This is a genomic window from Pseudomonas sp. TMW22089 (assembly GCF_022496645.1).
In the GTDB taxonomy this organism is placed as follows: Bacteria; Pseudomonadota; Gammaproteobacteria; order Pseudomonadales; family Pseudomonadaceae; genus Aquipseudomonas; species Aquipseudomonas paraversuta.
In genome coordinates, this window is record NZ_SCFG01000037.1 from 1 (window position 1) to 18,836 (window position 18,836).

General features: G+C 56.6%; 16 protein-coding genes and 1 pseudogene. 7 read left to right on the top strand and 10 right to left on the bottom strand.

The window, feature by feature from the left end; all coding sequences use genetic code 11:
• Positions 1-180, top strand: a 180-nt coding sequence (locus EQV90_RS20855) for a hypothetical protein (RefSeq protein WP_240878624.1), incomplete at its 5' end; no start/stop codon positions are given.
• Between the two features lie 522 nt (positions 181-702).
• Here the strand turns inward: EQV90_RS20855 and EQV90_RS20860 are convergent.
• Positions 703-1,152: a hypothetical protein gene (locus EQV90_RS20860; protein ID WP_131672185.1), complete on the bottom strand. Its 450-nt coding sequence runs from the start codon at positions 1,150-1,152 to the stop codon at positions 703-705.
• Between the two features lie 194 nt (positions 1,153-1,346).
• Positions 1,347-2,786 carry a tyrosine-type recombinase/integrase gene (locus tag EQV90_RS20865; RefSeq protein WP_240878625.1) on the bottom strand — a complete coding sequence of 480 codons (1,440 nt, stop codon included), beginning with the start codon at positions 2,784-2,786 and terminating at the stop codon, positions 1,347-1,349.
• 43 nt (positions 2,787-2,829) lie between these two features.
• Here EQV90_RS20865 and EQV90_RS20870 point away from each other — a divergent pair.
• A pseudogene (locus tag EQV90_RS20870) lies at positions 2,830-3,156 on the top strand (cytochrome D ubiquinol oxidase subunit II); the annotation flags it as partial.
• A 192-nt stretch (positions 3,157-3,348) separates the two neighbouring features.
• Here the strand turns inward: EQV90_RS20870 and recX are convergent.
• The 5 genes from recX to EQV90_RS20895 form a co-directional block, all read right to left on the bottom strand.
• Positions 3,349-3,816, bottom strand: coding sequence for a recombination regulator RecX (gene recX, locus EQV90_RS20875; protein WP_003443026.1), 468 nt, complete (start codon positions 3,814-3,816; stop codon positions 3,349-3,351).
• Between the two features lie 8 nt (positions 3,817-3,824).
• Positions 3,825-4,931, bottom strand: a complete 1,107-nt coding sequence (recA, locus tag EQV90_RS20880; RefSeq protein ID WP_003443029.1) for a recombinase RecA — start codon at positions 4,929-4,931, stop codon at positions 3,825-3,827.
• An 83-nt stretch (positions 4,932-5,014) separates the two neighbouring features.
• The gene (locus EQV90_RS20885; protein ID WP_003443032.1) at positions 5,015-5,515 is read right to left on the bottom strand and encodes a CinA family protein; all 501 of its coding nucleotides are present in this window, start codon (positions 5,513-5,515) and stop codon (positions 5,015-5,017) included.
• 109 nt (positions 5,516-5,624) lie between these two features.
• Positions 5,625-5,966: a phage holin family protein gene (locus tag EQV90_RS20890; protein ID WP_003443035.1), complete on the bottom strand. Its 342-nt coding sequence runs from the start codon at positions 5,964-5,966 to the stop codon at positions 5,625-5,627.
• A 264-nt stretch (positions 5,967-6,230) separates the two neighbouring features.
• Positions 6,231-6,959 (bottom strand): XRE family transcriptional regulator, encoded by a 729-nt coding sequence (locus EQV90_RS20895; RefSeq protein WP_240878626.1) that lies wholly within the window; start codon positions 6,957-6,959, stop codon positions 6,231-6,233.
• A gap of 178 nt (positions 6,960-7,137) precedes the next feature.
• Between EQV90_RS20895 and mutS the strand changes: the two genes are divergently transcribed.
• Complete coding sequence (gene mutS / locus EQV90_RS20900; protein ID WP_010655682.1) at positions 7,138-9,717, top strand: DNA mismatch repair protein MutS; 2,580 nt, start codon at positions 7,138-7,140, stop codon at positions 9,715-9,717.
• A gap of 142 nt (positions 9,718-9,859) precedes the next feature.
• The gene (gene fdxA, locus EQV90_RS20905) at positions 9,860-10,183 is read left to right on the top strand and encodes a ferredoxin FdxA (protein ID WP_003443045.1); all 324 of its coding nucleotides are present in this window, start codon (positions 9,860-9,862) and stop codon (positions 10,181-10,183) included.
• A 196-nt stretch (positions 10,184-10,379) separates the two neighbouring features.
• On the opposite strand, the gene EQV90_RS20910 is transcribed toward fdxA, so the two are convergent.
• From EQV90_RS20910 to EQV90_RS20920, 3 genes are all read right to left on the bottom strand, one after another.
• On the bottom strand, positions 10,380-11,009 hold the full coding sequence (locus EQV90_RS20910; protein ID WP_003443048.1) for a CoA transferase subunit B: 630 nt from the start codon (positions 11,007-11,009) through the stop codon (positions 10,380-10,382).
• Between the two features lie 2 nt (positions 11,010-11,011).
• Complete coding sequence (locus EQV90_RS20915) at positions 11,012-11,710, bottom strand: CoA transferase subunit A (RefSeq protein ID WP_003443050.1); 699 nt, start codon at positions 11,708-11,710, stop codon at positions 11,012-11,014.
• A gap of 378 nt (positions 11,711-12,088) precedes the next feature.
• Positions 12,089-12,760 carry a TetR family transcriptional regulator gene (locus EQV90_RS20920; RefSeq protein WP_003443052.1) on the bottom strand — a complete coding sequence of 224 codons (672 nt, stop codon included), beginning with the start codon at positions 12,758-12,760 and terminating at the stop codon, positions 12,089-12,091.
• A gap of 265 nt (positions 12,761-13,025) precedes the next feature.
• Here EQV90_RS20920 and EQV90_RS20925 point away from each other — a divergent pair, with 265 nt between their 5' ends.
• From EQV90_RS20925 to adeC, 3 genes are read left to right on the top strand one after another with little or no spacing between them, the layout of a single operon-like run.
• Positions 13,026-14,177, top strand: coding sequence for an efflux RND transporter periplasmic adaptor subunit (locus tag EQV90_RS20925; protein ID WP_003443055.1), 1,152 nt, complete (start codon positions 13,026-13,028; stop codon positions 14,175-14,177).
• A 3-nt stretch (positions 14,178-14,180) separates the two neighbouring features.
• Positions 14,181-17,336, top strand: coding sequence for an efflux RND transporter permease subunit (locus tag EQV90_RS20930; protein ID WP_003443058.1), 3,156 nt, complete (start codon positions 14,181-14,183; stop codon positions 17,334-17,336).
• Positions 17,333-18,784, top strand: a complete 1,452-nt coding sequence (gene adeC / locus EQV90_RS20935) for an AdeC/AdeK/OprM family multidrug efflux complex outer membrane factor (protein WP_003443061.1) — start codon at positions 17,333-17,335, stop codon at positions 18,782-18,784. The genes EQV90_RS20930 and adeC overlap by 4 nt, the downstream gene beginning before the upstream one ends.
• Positions 18,785-18,836: the final 52 nt, after the last annotated feature.

Consider the following 18,836-nt stretch of genomic DNA (forward strand, 5'->3'; position numbering starts at 1 on the left):
GCGGCGTCGGCGTTCCTGGCCGAGCAGCTCGCCACCCTTATCGTTGCTGTTAGTCATAAACATACCCGTTTGCCTATCCCTTATCTTAAGGGGGGAACGGTGTCCTGTCTTTCATGGGGCTCGTTCAAACATTCTCTTCAAGTATTATTTCTTATTAGTTTAATCTATAAAGAATACTAACTTTAAGTCCTCTTTAAGCTCTTATAATTCTTTAAGTTAAAAGGCCCCTGTACTGTGCGATCAGAGATAGGAGGCCCAAACCTATCAAGGGTCTACTCACACGAAGTGAACAGACAGAATCGCTACAGTGGACCTGATGCTGGCCCCGCAGATCCCGTTAAGGCTGCGCTTGGTGGTCATGGCGTCTTGGATATTGGGCTACCTGAAAGAGGTAGCGTTGGTCACTGGACGTGCACGCCTTGCCCGCAGAGGGCCACCTTTGGGTGACCTTGCGGCATCTTGAAAGGAAAGCAACGCTGATTTAGCCTATCCCTCTATAGGTGAGGGTTTTTAAATCTTCGTCGAACGTGCTGCCAACTTGTTAGTTAAGCCACACGCTACAACTGGCTACGCTGTCTCCGACCACTCCGCCCTGTAAGACGCAGTTCGCTGATCGACGGACTCACCTGCTGCTTCACCCAGCTCCAAATCGCTTCGGACCGTGGTACCGATAAGGAATAGCGCTCAGAGCACAAACTAAATCTAAGCCATCCCGCTATACCGTTTGTAAACTTTTAGCGGACACTGAATTTTTTTGCTCAGCCACTCGAATAGCTCGTTACCTCCAGAAAGCATACCTTCCTCGAACTCATCAAAGCCGAAGAGCTTCGCCGCTTCCGAATCTGACTTAAGTGCCATGCGCACTACGTGATATTGCGCCACCGCCGCGCTTGCATCTTCTTCACCATAGAACACGCAAAAAATAAGCTCCAGCGCATTAAGCTCGAATGGACAGCCTCGACTTTGACTGGCTGCATCATAAAAACCACTTATATAGCCCATCAGCCAAAGATCAATAATCGGTTTTCCGTCGTTGGTCCAGTGAACTAATGGAGGATTTCCTCTATCTTCACCACCGCAGAGTAACTGGTACTGCGCCTTGAGCGCCGAGCACACATCAGCTACAAGGTCTGTCACCGCTGGACTACTCACAGGGTAAACCTTCGGCGCTGGCTCGCTCCGCCTCTTAAAAAAACTCATTAGGCCCATTTGCAATGGATTCCTTTCAACCCGTAATGGCTGAAGGCTACCACATACCCAGCGAATCTCCTGAAGCCCGCACACCATAAGCACCATTGAGGCGCTCGCATTGCCTCCGTACAGATCGAACGCCAGCGACCCTCGAATCAGCCTTCTGATAATGCCTCAATCAGAGCTTCGGCCATTCGTTTTACCTCAACCGCACTCCCAGCCCCGTACAGGTCATAACTGATCGACCCCGAGGCGTGCCCCAAGATGGACTCAGCGGTCCCCACAGGCACCTCAGCGGCCTTCAGGGCACCGGCCAGAGAGTGACGCAACGAGTGGAAGGTCTGGGTCCGATCAGCTTTCAAGCTCAAGACATCCCGTAGCGCCCCATTAAGCACGTTCGAGAACTGACCAGCTCCCAAGGTGAACAGCCGAGAGTCGGCCTTCCTGACAAACTCAAGGAACGCCTTAAGGTCAAACCCGTAGGCACCGTCAGTCAACGGTACGACACGCAGAGCATTCTTGGTCTTGGCTGTCTTGCCATCGTTCCTATTGATGTCGATGACCCACACGTCCCCGACCTGCTTAACGTCAGCCTTGGTCAGTTGCCTCAGTTCCTCGATACGGGTACCTGTGATCACCCCAAGGGACAATGCCCAGCGCTGCCATGCGTCCACTGGTAGTGAATTAGCGTGGGTCATCAGGGTCTTTACCTGATCCTGAGAGAGCGCCTCACGAGAGCTGTCAGCGCCCTTAGTTGGCTTCAGACCCTTGTCGAAACTCTTGTCCAGATAGCCGTTGTTCACAGCCCAATCCATGACCGTTGATAGCCGGGTCAGCAGCTTCTTTACCGTCGATGGTTTACGGTCCTCAAGGAGCTTGTCCCTCAGGCCCTTCATGTCCTCCCGTGTGTGGCTCTTCATGTCCAAGTCGCCAAGGATCACACCGATAGCCTCACACGATGACTTAACGTCTCGCATGGTGCTGACCTGAATGCTGTCTTTGCGTTCCTCCATGTATAGCTCAGCGAGGGACCTGAAAGTGAAACCCGGAGAAGCATTTACAGATTGGGAGAGAAAGAGAGCTTCAGACGTGCCACAAGGTTCACCATTGAGGTCCTTCACGATCTCGACCAGTTTCCCCGACCGTCCGCGCATACGCTCCTGTGAAGCCTCAAGGATCTCAAGTGCCTTACTCACTGCCCGTTGCTGATTGATGCTCAGGGGCAACTTTGCGGATGCCTTACGCAACGCCAAGTGATGCTCATCGTTGATCATCTCGTAAGCGACCAGTGAGCTGTCACCGTGTGCCATCGTCAGGTTGTACTCAGCGAACTCAATCAAGCGCTCACGGAGTTCGTCCCATGACGCCTCAGGGTTGTCCAAGTGGTAAGCCTTGAGAGTCGAAAGAATGTCGTCGGAGATGGTCATTGCGGTGGCCTTGTCGGTAGTCCTAAGTGACAGCGTGAAGAAGCCCTTAACGGTTCCTTGAGGGCGAAGGCGAAGGTAATAGCGACCAGACCGGCGATAGTGGTACGGCTTGGCGAGCGCAGTTTGTAACAGGTTTGTCCCACTTGGGGAGTGGTGGTTGACGGTCATCGGCTGAAACCCCTGTATCCATTGGGTTTAGCCTCAAAGGGTCGAGTTCTACAGCAACTTCCATTCAAGCCGCTGGTTGACCAAAGACTTTGTGATACGCATGAAGCGCCCCGTGAGCATTTCGGCTCTGCAACATATACAGCAGACATTTGCCGATATCTGCCTGAGCGGCAGTTACGTGCAACAGGGCTATGAAGGCTTTGAACATGAAGACCCCAAGTTCAGCCACCTCACCTGCCTGAGCTTTGCATTTAGTGGCCGTAATCAAGGGCGACTGCGAGAGTTGATCGATTTTATCAACCTGCCGCAGAACTGGGCTGAAGTAGATAATGGACCCGGGCCAGTACTGAGTGAGTCAGTAACTCGGTAAAAGGTAAGCGTTCGTCAAACACTTCAAACGTCCTGCAGGAACAGAGTTTGCTCTGCGAGCTGATCCCAGTGTTTCAACTCAGGATCAGCTCGCAGAGCAAACTCGCTCCTGCAACAAGTTCGCGCCGACAAGTAGCACCCTTGTGCCCGGAATGCAGCAGAAGGCTATATGACAGAGCAACACTGAGTGCTATCAGTCATCGAACTCTCGGCCACTTAGCAGACGGCCGATCATTTCAAGCGGATAACCCCGGTAACTCAAAAAGCGCCCCTGGCGAGCACGCTCTTTTGCATCGTCCGGCATCTGCCCGGAAAACTTGCGCCGCCAGGTATCTTCCAGCTTTTCTTGCCAGTTGAAGCCGCATTCGCGCAATGCTTCCTCGACATCCCCACGGGGCAAGCCACGCTGGTTAAGCTCTTCGCGAATACGCAAAGGGCCATAACCAGAACCGGCACGGTAGGAAATATAACTTTCGAGGTAACGCGACTCCGATAACAGCCCCTCTTCCGTTAAACGGTCAAGGGCGATATCGATCATGTCGGGGCAAGCGCCTCGCTGACGCAGCTTGCGCGTCAGCTCGACTCGACCGTGCTCACGTCGCGCGAGCAGGTCCATTGCAGTTCGTCGTACCGCGACGAGGTTATCCAGAACAGCCGTCATGGTGTCTATCAGTTATCGCTGTCGGTAGCGTTTTCCATTTCTTCGGCTTCAGCCAGCGCTGCAGCTTCTTTGGCAGCCTTGCTCATCTTTGGCATGCTCTTTATTTCTGCAAGCTCACTATCGGTCTTTGGACCCAGCAGTTTTTCACGCAGCTGCTTCTCAAGGGTGTCCTTGATATCAGGATTGTCGTCCAGGAACTTGGCGGAGTTGGCCTTGCCCTGGCCGATCTTGCTGCCGTTATAGCTGTACCAGGCGCCCGCTTTCTCGACGAAGCCGTGCAAAACGCCCAGGTCGATCATCTCGCCATTGAGGTAGATGCCCTTGCCGTAAAGAATCTGGAACTCAGCCTGACGGAATGGCGGGGCAACCTTGTTCTTGACCACTTTGACACGGGTTTCGCTACCGACAACCACGTCGCCTTCTTTCACCGCGCCGGTGCGGCGGATATCCAGACGAACCGAAGCGTAGAACTTCAGCGCGTTACCACCCGTGGTGGTTTCCGGGCTACCGAACATCACGCCGATTTTCATCCGGATCTGGTTGATGAAGATCACCAGGCAGTTTGCGTTCTTGATGTTACCGGTGATTTTACGCAGCGCTTGCGACATCAGACGGGCTTGCAGGCCGACGTGCATGTCACCCATGTCGCCTTCAATTTCAGCTTTGGGCGTCAGTGCAGCAACGGAGTCGATAATGATCACGTCTACTGCATTGGAACGCACCAGCATGTCGGTGATTTCCAGAGCCTGCTCACCGGTGTCCGGCTGGGAGACCAGCAGGTCATCAACGTTCACACCCAGCTTGGCTGCGTATTCAGGATCAAGAGCGTGCTCGGCATCAACGAAGGCGCAAGTTGCACCGGCTTTTTGCGCCTGGGCAATCACCGACAGGGTGAGCGTGGTTTTACCCGAAGACTCAGGACCGTAGATTTCAACAATACGACCTTTAGGCAGACCGCCAATGCCCAGTGCGATGTCCAGACCCAGCGAACCGGTAGAGATCGCCGGAACTGCCTGGCGTTCCTGATCGCCCATGAGCATCACGGCGCCCTTGCCGAATTGACGTTCGATCTGACCCAAGGCCGCAGCCAAGGCTTTCTTCTTGTTGTCGTCCATTAAAGTCCTCTCGTAATCAATAAGGCCTGACGGCCGATAACTGTATAAGTAGCCAGTATTATTCCACAGCGATAAACGATCGCCTACCCCTGATTTTTTATTTCTCGTACCGTTCGGCGTATTAGCCCTTCCAGAGCGGCAATCACCGTTTGCCGACGCACTTCATCGCGATTCCCGGCAAAGTGCCTGCGCTCGGCCGAAACCTCATTGCCAACCCCCCACGCCAGCCAGACAGTACCAACCGGCTTGTCCAGCGAACCGCCGCCCGGCCCGGCAACACCACTTACCGCTACGGCAAACCGCGCAGCACTTTGCACCTGCGCGCCACGCACCATCGCCTCGACGACCTCGCGACTGACTGCGCCTACCTGGGTAAACAAAGGTTGCGGGACATTCAGCTGCCGGGTCTTTTGCTGATTGGAGTAGGTTACAAAACCCGCCTCAAACCAGGCGGAACTGCCGGCAATTCGGGTGATGGCTTCTGCAATGCCCCCCCCGGTGCAGGACTCGGCGGTCGTTACTTGAGCGTTCAGAGTTTGTAACTGGTGCCCAAGTTCAGCTGCGAGTCGAGATATTGGGTCCATGGTTCTCTCCCGATGGGGTCAGTAAGCGCCATAACCTACACGAGCAGCCGGGTGTTGCAAGACGGCTCCACTGTCATGACAGACATCCCACAGGAAAAAGCTACCGCTCTTACGGTTCAATCCGAGAATCGGCAGAGCCATCGACCCCAAGCCGCTTGGCCGCCCAGCGCTGGTACAGACTGATGGCTGCATCCGCTCCGGCCAAAGCAGTCAGGCAACCAAAAGCACCGGCCGCCAGGATAGACATCCCTGCCGCGTACAGCAGCATGAAAGTCGAGACACCGCACACCATGCAGGCCCCCGAACGCAGGGCCAGGCGCCGCACCAGCAACCATCCGCTGGCGCCGTCTTTGTCGGCTCGCCACATTTCACCAAAAATGCCACCCACCAGGGCGAGAAGAATGACCAGCAAAACCGGCATCTCCAGCAGTAGTTGCGGTTCATTCAGCATGTCATCACTCCTGATTCCTTAATTGATAAGCGCCAGTTTCTGGCCTGGACTGAAAGCGGGCGCTATCGGTTACGTCGCCTCCCTGCACTTGAAAACTACCATGAAGCAAAGACTATGCATGTATGGATATACAGTCAATGCATCAGTGCATATATTTTTCAGCGCACCTGTACAAGCCAACAAAGAGGGCGCAGACCGTAGGATTGGTCTTTAAAAAGACAAAAAAAAGCCCACGTTCATGTGGGCTTTTTTTTGAAATTAGCGCTAGCGAGCGTACATCCCCCACCAGAACACATGTCCGAGGATCACCAGTTGTTCATCCTCCAGATCGTTGTAGGCATAGTCTTCATCCGGGTATTCATCCCGGTTGAAGCTGCGCAAACGAATCCCGTCTGCCAGACGATAGAGCTGCTTTACCCGCAGCTCACCGTTGTGATTGATCGCATACAGATCACCGTCGACGACCTCATCGAGCATGCGCTTGCCTGCATTGACGCCAACCGTTGCCCCATCGCGCAACACCGGGAGCATGCTGTCGCCGCGCACTGTCACGCACTTTGCCTGGTCAAACTCCACGCCATTGTGGCGCAGGCTGCGCTTGCCAAAACGCAGCCGGGCACGCTCGCTCTCTTCAATGGCAAAGCGCCCCGTCCCGGCTGCCAGCTCCACCTGACGCAGGAACGCAATGGAGACTTCGTCATCCGCCACCGGGGTGTCGTCATCCCACAGACAGATATCATGCAACTCCGGGTGCTGGTGCTCGCTCGGGACAAGCAGATGACTATCGTCCCGACCCCGCAGCCGATCCGTACTGATGCGGAAGTATTCGGCAATTCTGGAGATGTGCCGATCAGAGGGATCGGCAATCTTGCCGCTCAAAATTCTCGACAGCGTGGACTGCGGCACACCGGTACTGCGGTGCAGCGCCATGGCGCTGATCCGGTGACGAACCAGCAGTTCGTTGAGGACAGTTGAAACAGTTCGTTTAGACATGACGGGAATAGTGCTGGCGCTGTTTGCAGATGGCAAACGCAATTTCTTCTATTAATAGCAGCCCGGAGTCCCCCTGTAGATGCGGGTAGCTGACATGTTAACCTTGCGACCATTATGAAAATCTCAGGCTGCGCGCCTGCCTTTCCCCACTTTCAAAACGAATCCGCCTAAGCCTCTCATGAGTAAAAACAGCTCCGACCTCTCCAGCCACACACCGATGATGCAGCAGTACTGGCGCCTGAAAAACCAGCACCCTGATCAGTTGATGTTCTATCGCATGGGCGACTTCTACGAGATCTTCTATGAAGACGCGAAGAAAGCCGCCAAGTTGCTGGACATCACCCTCACGGCGCGCGGGCAGTCGGCCGGACAGGCGATTCCGATGTGCGGGATTCCTTACCATGCCGCCGAAGGGTATCTGGCCAAGCTGGTAAAACTTGGCGAGTCGGTGGTGATTTGTGAACAGGTCGGCGATCCGGCGACCAGCAAGGGCCCGGTTGACCGCCAGGTGGTGCGCATCATCACCCCGGGTACGGTCAGCGATGAGGCGCTGCTTGATGAGCGTCGTGACAACCTGATTGCAGCGGTGCTGGGCGACGAACGCTTGTTTGGTCTGGCGGTACTGGACATCACCAGTGGCAATTTCTCGGTACTGGAAATCAAAGGCTGGGAAAACCTGCTGGCCGAGCTGGAGCGCATCAACCCGGTTGAATTGATGATCCCGGACGATTGGCCCCAAGGCCTGCCTGCGGAAAAACGCCGTGGCGTTCGACGCCGTGCACCCTGGGACTTTGAGCGCGACTCGGCGCTGAAAAGTCTGTGCCAACAGTTTTCAACCCAGGACCTTAAAGGCTTCGGTTGCGAGAACCTGACCCTGGCCATTGGCGCTGCCGGTTGCTTGCTCAGTTACGCCAAGGAAACCCAGCGTACCGCCCTGCCCCATTTACGCAGCCTGCGTCATGAACGCCTCGACGATACCGTGGTGCTCGACGGTGCCAGTCGACGCAACCTGGAGCTGGACACCAACCTGGCCGGTGGTCGCGACAATACATTGCAGTCCGTGGTGGACCGCTGCCAGACGTCAATGGGTAGCCGTTTGCTGACCCGCTGGCTGAACCGCCCATTGCGCGATTTGCCTGTGCTGCTGGCCCGCCAGTCGTCGATTACCTGCTTGCTGGATGGCTACCGTTTCGAAAAACTGCAGCCGCAGCTTAAAGAGATTGGCGATCTGGAGCGCATTCTGGCCCGTATCGGCCTGCGTAATGCGCGCCCGCGAGATCTGGCGCGCTTGCGCGATGCATTGGGTGCCCTGCCCGAACTGCAAGACGCGATGATCGGGCTCGAAGCACCACACCTGCAGCAATTGGCCACCAGCACCGGTACCTATCCCGAGCTGGCGGCATTGCTGGAAAAAGCAATTAACGACAACCCGCCGGCGGTGATCCGCGATGGCGGGGTATTGAAAACCGGTTATGACGCCGAGCTGGATGAGCTGCAATCACTGAGCGAAAACGCCGGACAGTTTTTGATCGATCTGGAAGCCCGGGAAAAAGCCCGAACCGGGCTGGCCAACCTCAAGGTCGGTTACAACCGGGTACATGGCTACTTTATCGAGCTGCCAAGCAAGCAGGCCGAGCAAGCCCCGGCTGATTACATCCGCCGCCAGACGCTAAAAGGCGCCGAGCGTTTTATCACCCCGGAACTCAAAGCTTTCGAAGACAAAGCCCTGTCGGCGAAAAGCCGTGCACTGGCCCGGGAAAAAATGCTCTACGAAGCATTGCTCGAAACCCTGATCGGTGAGCTGCCGCCGCTGCAGGACACCGCCGCTGCCCTGGCTGAGCTGGATGTCCTGAGCAACCTGGCCGAACGCGCGCTGAACCTCGATTTGAACTGCCCGCGCTTTGTTGACGAACCCTGCATGCGCATCAACCAGGGCCGCCATCCGGTGGTAGAGCAAGTGTTGACTACGCCGTTCGTGGCCAACGACCTGGCGCTGGATGACAACACCCGCATGCTGGTGATTACCGGTCCTAACATGGGCGGTAAATCGACCTACATGCGCCAGACCGCATTGATCGTACTGCTGGCGCACATAGGCAGCTTCGTTCCTGCTGCCAGTTGCGAGCTGTCGCTGGTGGACCGGATCTTCACCCGAATCGGTTCCAGCGATGACCTGGCGGGCGGGCGTTCGACCTTTATGGTTGAAATGAGCGAAACCGCCAACATCCTGCATAACGCCACCGAGCGCAGCCTGGTGCTGATGGATGAAGTTGGACGCGGCACCAGTACTTTCGACGGCCTGTCACTGGCCTGGGCTGCGGCAGAACGTCTCGCCCAATTGCGCGCCTACACCCTGTTTGCCACGCACTATTTCGAGCTGACCGTACTGCCCGAAAATGAGCCGCTGGTGGCCAACGTGCACTTGAGCGCAACCGAGCACAATGAGCGAATCGTGTTCCTGCACCATGTATTGCCGGGCCCGGCGAGTCAGAGCTATGGCCTGGCGGTAGCCCAGCTGGCCGGCGTGCCGCCCGAAGTCATCACCCGGGCCCGCGAGCACTTGAGCCGTCTGGAGACCACCAGTCTGCCCCATGAAGCACCCCGTCCGACGCCCGGTAAAAAATCACCGCCACAGCAAAGCGACATGTTTGCCAGCCTGCCGCATCCGGTGCTGGACGACCTGTCCAAGCTCGATCTGGACAACATGACGCCACGTAAAGCACTTGATTTGCTCTACACATTAAAGACACGCATCTAACGCTGATGCGTTCAAGCTGATAGAATCGCGCGCGGTTCGGGATGCTACTGACCTTTTAGCCTGGTCTGTAGATATCACTCCCGAGCCCGGCGAACCCGTCCTGGAAGGGATTCGCTGCCGCCGCCTGAGGAGAAAATTAGAAATGACCTTCGTCGTCACCGACAACTGCATCAAGTGCAAGTACACCGACTGCGTAGAAGTCTGTCCGGTGGACTGCTTTTACGAAGGCCCCAACTTCCTGGTGATTCACCCGGATGAGTGCATCGACTGCGCGCTTTGTGAGCCTGAATGCCCGGCGCAAGCCATCTTCTCTGAAGATGAAGTGCCCGCTGACATGCAAGAATTCATTCAGTTGAATGTTGAGCTGGCTGAAATCTGGCCAAACATCACTGAGAAGAAAGACGCTCTGCCGGACGCGGAAGAGTTTGATGGTGTGAAAGGCAAGATCAAAGATCTGGAACGCTGATTCACGCTGCAGCAAAAAGCCCCGTCTCCTGCGAGCCGGGGCTTTTTGCGTTTTTGGCACAGCTATCGCACCGCCTGTATCGCCGCCAAGCCGGCTCCCACAAGCAGCGGGCGGGATATCAATCCCTCAGCCCGCCACAGCTCCAGTGCGGGAGCCGGCTTGCCGGCGATGCGACCGCCGCCCGCCAGTCATCCGGTTAGCCATTAATGGCGCAGCCGGTCGCCTCTTTGAGCTGTTCCAGCGTCACGCCTGAGGCCAGCTCAACCAGCTTTAGCCCTTGATCGGTCACATCAAGCACGGCCAGATCGGTGATGATACGGTCAACCACCCCCACCCCTGTCAGCGGCAGGTCGCACTGCTTGAGCAGCTTGTGCGTGCCACCCTTGGCGGTGTGTTCCATAAGCACCACCACACGTTTGACTCCAGCGACCAGGTCCATGGCACCGCCCATGCCTTTCACCATCTTGCCCGGAATCATCCAGTTCGCCAGGTCGCCTTTTTCGGAGACCTGCATCGCCCCCAGAATCGACAGGTTGATATGCCCGCCGCGAATCATCGCGAACGAGTCGGCGCTGTTGAAAAAACTGCTGCCAGGCAACGTGGTGATGGTTTGCTTGCCGGCGTTGATCAGGTCCGCGTCCACTTCGTCTTCACCAGGAAACGGGCCAATGCCCAGCAGGCCGTTTTCACTTTGCAGCCAGACATCCATGCCCTCGGGTATATAGTTGGCTACCAAAGTCGGCAAACCGATACCAAGGTTGACGTAAAAACCGTCCTGCAATTCTTGGGCGGCGCGATGCGCCATTTCTTCACGAGTCCAGGCCATGTTCAGGCGCTCCGCACAGTGCGTTGTTCGATGCGTTTTTCCGGAGTGGGATTAAGTACCAGACGCTGTACGTAAATCCCCGGTAAATGCACCTGATCAGGTTCGATCTCACCTGTTTCGACGATTTCTTCTACTTCAACCACACAGACCTTGGCCGCCATTGCAGCCAGCGGGTTGAAATTGCGCGCGGTTTTGTTGAATAAAAGGTTGCCGGATTTATCGGCCTTCCAGGCTTTGACCAGCGCTACGTCGGCACGCAATGAACGCTCCATGACAAACCACTCGCCATCGAACTCACGCGTTTCCTTGCCTTCTGCCACCAGGGTGCCGTAACCGGTTTTGGTGTAAAACGCCGGGATACCCGCGCCGCCTGCACGCAACTTCTCGGCCAGAGTACCTTGGGGGGTAAACTCCAGTTCAAGCTCGCCGGCCAGGTATTGGCGCTCAAACTCTTTGTTCTCGCCTACATAAGAAGAAATCATTTTGCGGATCTGACGGGTCGTCAGCAGTTGGCCAAGTCCGAACCCGTCCACGCCCGCATTGTTACTAATAACCGTCAACTCACGCTTGCCCGTGTCACGCAAGGCTGCAATCAGGGCCTCCGGGATGCCGCACAACCCAAAACCACCCACTGCCAGGGTCATCCCGTCTTCGACGATCCCCTGCAAGGCGGATTCGGCACTCGAGTAGATCTTGTTCACTGGTTATTCCTCGAATTGGCCACGACGCCTGCATCCCGGTCGCAGCATCTTTGCTTTCGTCCAGAGCGCACAAACATGCTGGCAGTCGCCCGCTCTGCGATTTTGGCTGCTCCGGCCACCGACCCAAGCGCTCTTCGAGTGTAGGGGAAGCAGATGCGCGAACTCTAGGGATGAGTGACAGAGGCGCAGAAATAAATACCCGCAGCCCCCAGGTTGTCAGCACTGACGTACAGACTGAGCCGACTTGACCCAGGATCGACGGGGGGCTTAACAATTGCATTACAAAATACATAGCTCGCTACCTTTAAAGCCGCGCCCTAGACGTATATAAAGGCATCTCGAAGCCATACCGAAAGTAGAGTTGAATCTTCCCTCGCCTTATCGTTCGATCGGACTAGACTCTTCACCAATTTGCTCTCGGCTGCGCAAGCTTGGGCTCAGGCTCAGCATCTCTATCCCTGTGTCGACCCAGGTCTCAGCTTCCTTGTGCAGCTCAAAACTATCGGGGACCAGCAGCCATTGGCCGAGAATACCGTCGATATAGGCGTGCAGACAGATAGCCGCGCGGCGGGCATCAAGGGTCTTCGGGAGTTGCTCGCGATGGATGGCATTATTCAGGGCAAGCTCGATTCGACTGTTACAGTCGACACTCGCCACTTGGCGTTGACGGCGCAGGTCACACATTTCGTCAGTGAATTCGCACTTATGAAACAAAATCTCATTGATACGCCGGGTTTGAGGATCGATGGCAACCTGGCGAAACAAATGAACCAGCAGCTTGCGCATGCACCCGAGCGGATCAAGTTCGTCCTGACTTTCACTGGCTTTGGCCAGTTCATCCAGTGGCTCATGCAAGCTGTCCAGCATGGCCTGCACCAGGTCGGCCTTGTTACTGAAATGCCAGTAAATCGCGCCACGGGTTACACCCGCCAGTGCTGCAATATCAGCCAGCGTGGTACGCGCAACACCCCGCTCATAAAAGGCCTGCTCGGCAGCTTCGAGGATTTTGCTCCGGGTTTCCTGAGCTTCTTCTTTGGTACGACGGACCATGGCAATACAAACCTCAATCAGGAGGATCTGGACAATTGCGGCCGCTCGTCCAAACCAACATCGGGTGGCGTTTGTTATGCCTTATCCCGGACTACTTCAAACATAGAAAAGGGCCTTGTGACGCATGCTGCGGCACGCCGCCGCTATTTACAAACAGACGTGAATGTAAGTATATTCCTTAGCAAGCTACTTATCCACCCGGAACAGCTTTCTTTACCCTTCCACTATTCTTGTGCGCTTTCGCGTGCCTGACCCGAGGATTTTCATGCAATTCAAGCCAGCTGTTACCGCTCTGGTTGCTGCCATCGCCCTAGCTTCGCTGCTCAGCGGATGTAAAAAGGAAGAGGCGGCACCTGCCCCACAAATCCCTCAGGTCGGCGTCGTGACGCTGAAAACCCAACCTTTTACCCTGACCAATGACCTGCCAGGCCGGACTACGTCCTATCGCTCGGCAGAAGTTCGTCCCCAGGTGAACGGGATTATTCTCAAGCGCCTGTTCAAAGAAGGCAGTGACGTCAAAGTCGGCCAGCAGCTGTATCAGATCGATCCAGCCATCTACGAAAGCAACGTCCTGAGCGCCAAGGCCACTTTGCAGTCGGCCAAGTCCCTGGCTGAGCGCTACAAGCAGCTGGTTGCAGAACAAGCCGTAAGCCGTCAGGAATACGACAACGCCGAGTCCGCCCGCCTCGAAGCCGAAGCAACTTTGAATACCGCCCAGGTCAACCTGCGCTACACCAAGGTTTTGGCACCGCTGTCCGGCCGTATCGGACGCTCGCTGTTTACTGAGGGCGCACTGGTGACCAGTGGCCAGGCAGACGCATTGGCAGTGATCACCCAACTGGACCCGATCTATGTTGACGTGACCCAATCCTCGGTCGAAATGCTCGAGCTGCGCCGCGATCTGGCCAGTGGCCGCTTGAAGAGGGCCGGAGATAACGCCGCCAAGGTCAAGCTGACCCTTCCGGACGGCAGTGAGTACCAGCAAGAAGGTCGCCTTGAGTTCACCGAAGTATCGGTTGACGAAACCACCGGTTCCGTAACCCTGCGTGCGGTGTTCCCGAACCCTGACGACACTCTGTTGCCGGGCATGTTTGTCCACGCGCAACTGGAAGCTGGCATCAACAGCGATGCGATTCTCGCGCCTCAAATCGGCGTGACCCACAACCTCAAGGGCCAACCGACAGCTTTGATCGTTGGACCGGACAACAAGGTAGAACTGCGCGTGCTGCAAGCTTCGCGCACCGTGGGCAGCAACTGGCTGGTAGAAAAAGGCCTGAACGCTGGTGATCGCCTGATCGTCGACGGGCTGCAATTCATCAAGCCTGGTGCTGAAGTGAAAATCATGGAAAAACCACAAGGCGAAACCCCGGCATCTGCCCCGGCAACAGAAAAAGCTGCAGGCAGTAAAGGGGAGTAAACCATGTCGAAATTTTTTATCGACCGTCCGATTTTCGCTTGGGTAATTGCCCTGGTGATCATGCTGGTCGGGGCTCTATCGATCCTCAAACTACCGATCAACCAGTACCCGAGCATTGCACCGCCTGCCATCTCGATCGCTGTGACCTACCCGGGCGCTTCGGCGCAAACTGTGCAGGACACCGTGGTTCAGGTAATCGAGCAACAGCTTAACGGTATTGACCACTTGCGTTATGTGTCCTCGGAAAGCAACTCCGACGGCAGCATGAGCATCACCGCCACGTTCGAGCAAGGTACCGACCCTGACACCGCTCAGGTTCAGGTGCAGAACAAGCTCAACCTGGCAACGCCCCTGCTGCCTCAAGAGGTTCAGCAGCAAGGTATCCGTGTAACCAAGGCAGTGAAAAACTTCCTGATGGTTATCGGTGTGGTGTCTGAAGACGGCAGCATGAACAAGGACGACCTGTCCAACTACATCGTTTCCAACATGCAGGACCCGATCTCCCGTACCGAAGGTGTGGGCGACTTCCAGGTGTTCGGTGCCCAGTACGCCATGCGTATCTGGCTCGACCCGCTCAAGCTGAACAAGTACAACCTGACTCCGGTGGACGTTAAATCGGCCATCAGCGCACAGAACGTACAGGTGTCCTCCGGGCAACTGGGCGGCCTGCCTGCGGTAAAAGGTCAGGAGCTGAACGCGACCATCATCGGTAAAACCCGTCTGCAAACTGCAGATGAGTTCAAGAAGATCCTGCTCAAGGTCAACACCGACGGTTCCCAGGTACGCCTGAGCGATGTCGCCGATGTTGCCCTGGGTGGTGAAAACTACAGCGTCAGCGCGCAATTCAACGGCAAACCGGCATCGGGTATCGCGATCAAGCTGGCCCCGGGTTCGAACGCCCTGGACACGGCAAAGGCATTGCGTGAAACCATCAACGGTCTGGAACCCTTCTTCCCGGAAGGCATGAAAGTCGTTTACCCGTATGACACCACGCCAGTGGTTTCGGCATCGATCGAAGGGGTTCTCGAAACCCTGGTCGAAGCTGTCGCCCTGGTGTTCCTGGTGATGTTCCTGTTCCTGCAGAACTTCCGTGCCACCATCATCACCACGATGACAGTACCGGTTGTATTGCTGGGCACCTTCGGGATCCTGGCCGCTGCAGGTTTCAGCATCAACACCCTGACCATGTTCGGCATGGTATTGGCCATCGGCTTGCTGGTGGACGATGCGATTGTGGTAGTTGAAAACGTTGAGCGGGTAATGTCCGAAGAGGGACTACCGCCCAAGGAAGCCACCAAGAAATCCATGGAGCAGATCCAGGGCGCCCTGGTGGGTATTGCCCTGGTACTGTCGGCGGTACTGCTGCCGATGGCCTTCTTCAGCGGCTCCACCGGTGTGATCTATCGCCAATTCTCGATCACCATCGTTTCAGCGATGGGCCTGTCGGTACTGGTTGCACTGATCTTCACCCCGGCCCTGTGCGCCACCATGCTCAAGCCGATCCAGAAGGGAGATCACGGCGAGAACAAGCGCGGTTTCTTCGGCTGGTTCAACCGTACTTTCGACAGTGGCGTGAAACGCTACGAGAAAGGTGTCGGCAGCATTCTGCGTCACAAGGCTCCGTACTTCCTGGCTTATGTCCTGATTGTGGTTGGTATGGTGTTCCTGTTCACCCGTATCCCTACCTCCTTCCTCCCGGAAGAAGACCAGGGCGTATTGTTTGCACAGGTTCAAACTCCCGCGGGCACCACTGCAGAGCGCACTCAGCAGGTGGTCGACCGGATGCGCGAATACCTGCTGACCGATGAATCGGGCGCTGTGTCTTCGGTGTTTACCGTGAACGGCTTCAACTTTGCCGGCCGTGGCCAGAGCTCTGGTCTGGCGTTCATCATGCTCAAACCATGGGGCGAACGAGATGCGGACAACAGCGTGTTTGCGCTGGCCGCACGGGCGCAGAAAGTGTTCTCCAGCTACCGCGATGCAATGGTCTTCGCCTTTGCCCCGCCAGCTGTAATGGAGTTGGGTAACGCCACAGGTTTTGACGTTTACCTGCAAGACCGTTCCGGTATCGGTCACGAGAAGCTGATGGAGGCCCGCAACCAGTTCCTGGGCATGGCATCTCAAAGCAAGATTCTGGCCGGTGTGCGTCCAAACGGCTTGAACGATGAGCCGCAATACAAACTGCTGATCGACGATGAAGCCGCTCGCGCCCTGGGCCTGAGTCTTTCGGACATCAACAACACCCTGTCCATCGGTCTGGGTGCCAGTTATGTCAACGACTTCATCGACCACGGTCGGGTCAAGAAGGTATTCCTGCAAGGCGAAGCTGACTCGCGGATGAACCCCGAAGACCTGAAGAAGTGGTATGTGCGCAACGACCAGGGAACCATGGTGCCTTTCTCGGCCTTCGCCAAGGGCGAATGGATCTACGGTCCGCCCAAGCTGTCGCGTTATAACGGCGTGGAAGCAATGGAAATACTCGGTGCTCCGGCCCCGGGCTACAGTAGCGGTCAAGCCATGGCTGAAGTCGAAGCCCTGGCCAAGAAGCTGCCGCCCGGTGTAGGTATTTCCTGGACAGGTCTGTCTTACGAGGAACGTCTGTCAGGTTCGCAAGCACCTGCCTTGTACGCAATTTCCTTGCTGATGGTATTCCTGTGCCTTGCAGCCCTGTATGAAAGCTGGTCGATCCCGATTGCGGTAATGCTGGTTGTTCCGCTGGGGATTATCGGTGCACTTATGGCTACCAGCCTGCGGGGGTTGTCCAACGACGTGTACTTCCAGGTAGGCCTGCTGACGACCATCGGTCTGGCATCGAAAAACGCCATTCTGATCGTCGAGTTTGCCAAGGAACTGCATGAACAGGGACGAACACTGACCGAGGCGGCCATTGAGGCCTGCCGCATGCGTCTGCGGCCAATCATCATGACCTCGCTGGCGTTTGTCCTGGGTGTGATCCCGCTGGCCATCTCCACGGGCGCAGGCTCGGGCAGCCAGCACGCTATTGGTACCGGCGTAATCGGTGGCATGATCACCGCCACAGTACTGGCCGTGTTCTGGGTGCCGCTGTTCTTTGTCGCCGTATCGTCCTTTGGCAGCAAAAAAGATTCCGAGAAGAAAGTGGACCTGACTAAAACACCAAACAACGAGGCTGGCCAATGAGCAAGTCCCTTCTAGCCCTCGCTGTCGCCGCATTTACCCTGGGCGGCTGCTCGCTGATCCCGGACTACCAGCGCCCTGAGGCGCCGGTAGCGGCGCAATACCCGCAGGGCCCGGCCTACTCGCCAAACGAGGCGGCCAACCAGGCCGCTGCAGAACAAGGCTGGCGTCAGTTTTTCCATGACCCGGCCCTGCAGCAGCTGATTCAAACGGCCCTGGTCAACAACCGCGACCTTCGGGTCGCTGCGTTGAACATCGACGCGTATGCCGCGCAGTACCGTATCCAGCGTGCCGACCTGTTTCCGGCGGTTAGCGCCAATGGCAGCGGCAGCCGTCAACGGACCCCGGCGAACCTGTCGCAAACCGGCGAAGCCGGTATCACCAGCCAGTATTCGGCGACCCTCGGGGTCAGCGCGTACGAGCTGGACCTGTTCGGCCGGATACGCAGCCTGAGCGACCAGGCGTTGCAGAACTACTTTGCAACCGAAGAAGCCCGACGCACCACCCAGATCAGTCTGGTGGCCAGTGTCGCCAATGCCTACCTGACCTGGCAGGCTGACAAAGAGCTGCTGAAGCTGACCGAAGACACCCTCAAGGCGTTCGATCAGAGCTACAAGCTCACCCTGCGCAGCAATGAAGTAGGGGTTGCCTCGGCACTGGATGTCAGTCAGTCGCGCACCTCGGTCGAGAATGCCCGGGTGCAACTGGCGCGCTACACCCGCCAGGTCGCTCAGGATCAGAACAGCCTCGCGCTGCTGCTCGGCACCACCATCCCGGACAACTTGCCGGCCAGCCAGCCACTGGCAGCTGATCTGTTGAGCGAAGTACCGGCCGGCCTGCCATCCGACCTGCTGCAACGTCGCCCGGACATCCTCGAGGCCGAGCACAAGCTGTTGGCCGCCAACGCCAACATCGGCGCGGCGCGTGCAGCGTTCTTCCCGAGCATCAGCCTCACGGCCAATGCCGGGACCTTGAGTCCGGATCTGTCGGGCCTGTTCAAAGGCGGTTCGGGTACCTGGTTGTTCTCGCCGCAAATCAACCTGCCGATCTTTAACGCAGGGGCTTTGCGCGCCAGCCTGGACTACTCGAAAATCCAGAAAGAAATCACCGTTTCACAGTACGAAAAAACCATCCAGACGGCCTTCCAGGAAGTCTCTGACGGCCTGGCAGCACGTCAGACCTACAACCAGCAGTTGCAGGCACAAACCGACTTCGTGAACGCCAACCAGGATTACTACCGGTTGGCTGAGCGTCGCTACCGGATTGGCATCGACAGCAACCTGACCTTCCTCGATGCCCAGCGTTCATTGTTCAGCGCGCAGCAATCGTTGATCACCGACCGCCTGTCACAGCTGACCAGTGAAGTCACGCTGTACAAGGCTCTGGGTGGCGGCTGGTTCGAACAAACCGGGCAAAACCGGCCTGTTTCGGATCAGCCACCGAAGGCCTGATGCACTCTGGTTAAACAACAAACCCGCCAATTGGCGGGTTTGTTGTTTCTGA

Bases quoted from the DNA above. Each gene is read 5' to 3' on its own strand.
- EQV90_RS20865 (WP_240878625.1), bottom strand. From the start codon at position 2,786: ATGACCGTCAACCACCACTCCCCAAGTGGGACAAACCTGTTACAAACT.
- recX (WP_003443026.1), bottom strand. From the start codon at position 3,816: ATGACGGCTGTTCTGGATAACCTCGTCGCGGTACGACGAACTGCAATG.
- recA (WP_003443029.1), bottom strand. From the start codon at position 4,931: ATGGACGACAACAAGAAGAAAGCCTTGGCTGCGGCCTTGGGTCAGATC.
- EQV90_RS20885 (WP_003443032.1), bottom strand. From the start codon at position 5,515: ATGGACCCAATATCTCGACTCGCAGCTGAACTTGGGCACCAGTTACAA.
- EQV90_RS20890 (WP_003443035.1), bottom strand. From the start codon at position 5,966: ATGCTGAATGAACCGCAACTACTGCTGGAGATGCCGGTTTTGCTGGTC.
- EQV90_RS20895 (WP_240878626.1), bottom strand. From the start codon at position 6,959: ATGTCTAAACGAACTGTTTCAACTGTCCTCAACGAACTGCTGGTTCGT.
- mutS (WP_010655682.1), top strand. From the start codon at position 7,138: ATGAGTAAAAACAGCTCCGACCTCTCCAGCCACACACCGATGATGCAG.
- fdxA (WP_003443045.1), top strand. From the start codon at position 9,860: ATGACCTTCGTCGTCACCGACAACTGCATCAAGTGCAAGTACACCGAC.
- EQV90_RS20910 (WP_003443048.1), bottom strand. From the start codon at position 11,009: ATGGCCTGGACTCGTGAAGAAATGGCGCATCGCGCCGCCCAAGAATTG.
- EQV90_RS20920 (WP_003443052.1), bottom strand. From the start codon at position 12,760: ATGGTCCGTCGTACCAAAGAAGAAGCTCAGGAAACCCGGAGCAAAATC.
- EQV90_RS20925 (WP_003443055.1), top strand. From the start codon at position 13,026: ATGCAATTCAAGCCAGCTGTTACCGCTCTGGTTGCTGCCATCGCCCTA.
- EQV90_RS20930 (WP_003443058.1), top strand. From the start codon at position 14,181: ATGTCGAAATTTTTTATCGACCGTCCGATTTTCGCTTGGGTAATTGCC.
- adeC (WP_003443061.1), top strand. From the start codon at position 17,333: ATGAGCAAGTCCCTTCTAGCCCTCGCTGTCGCCGCATTTACCCTGGGC.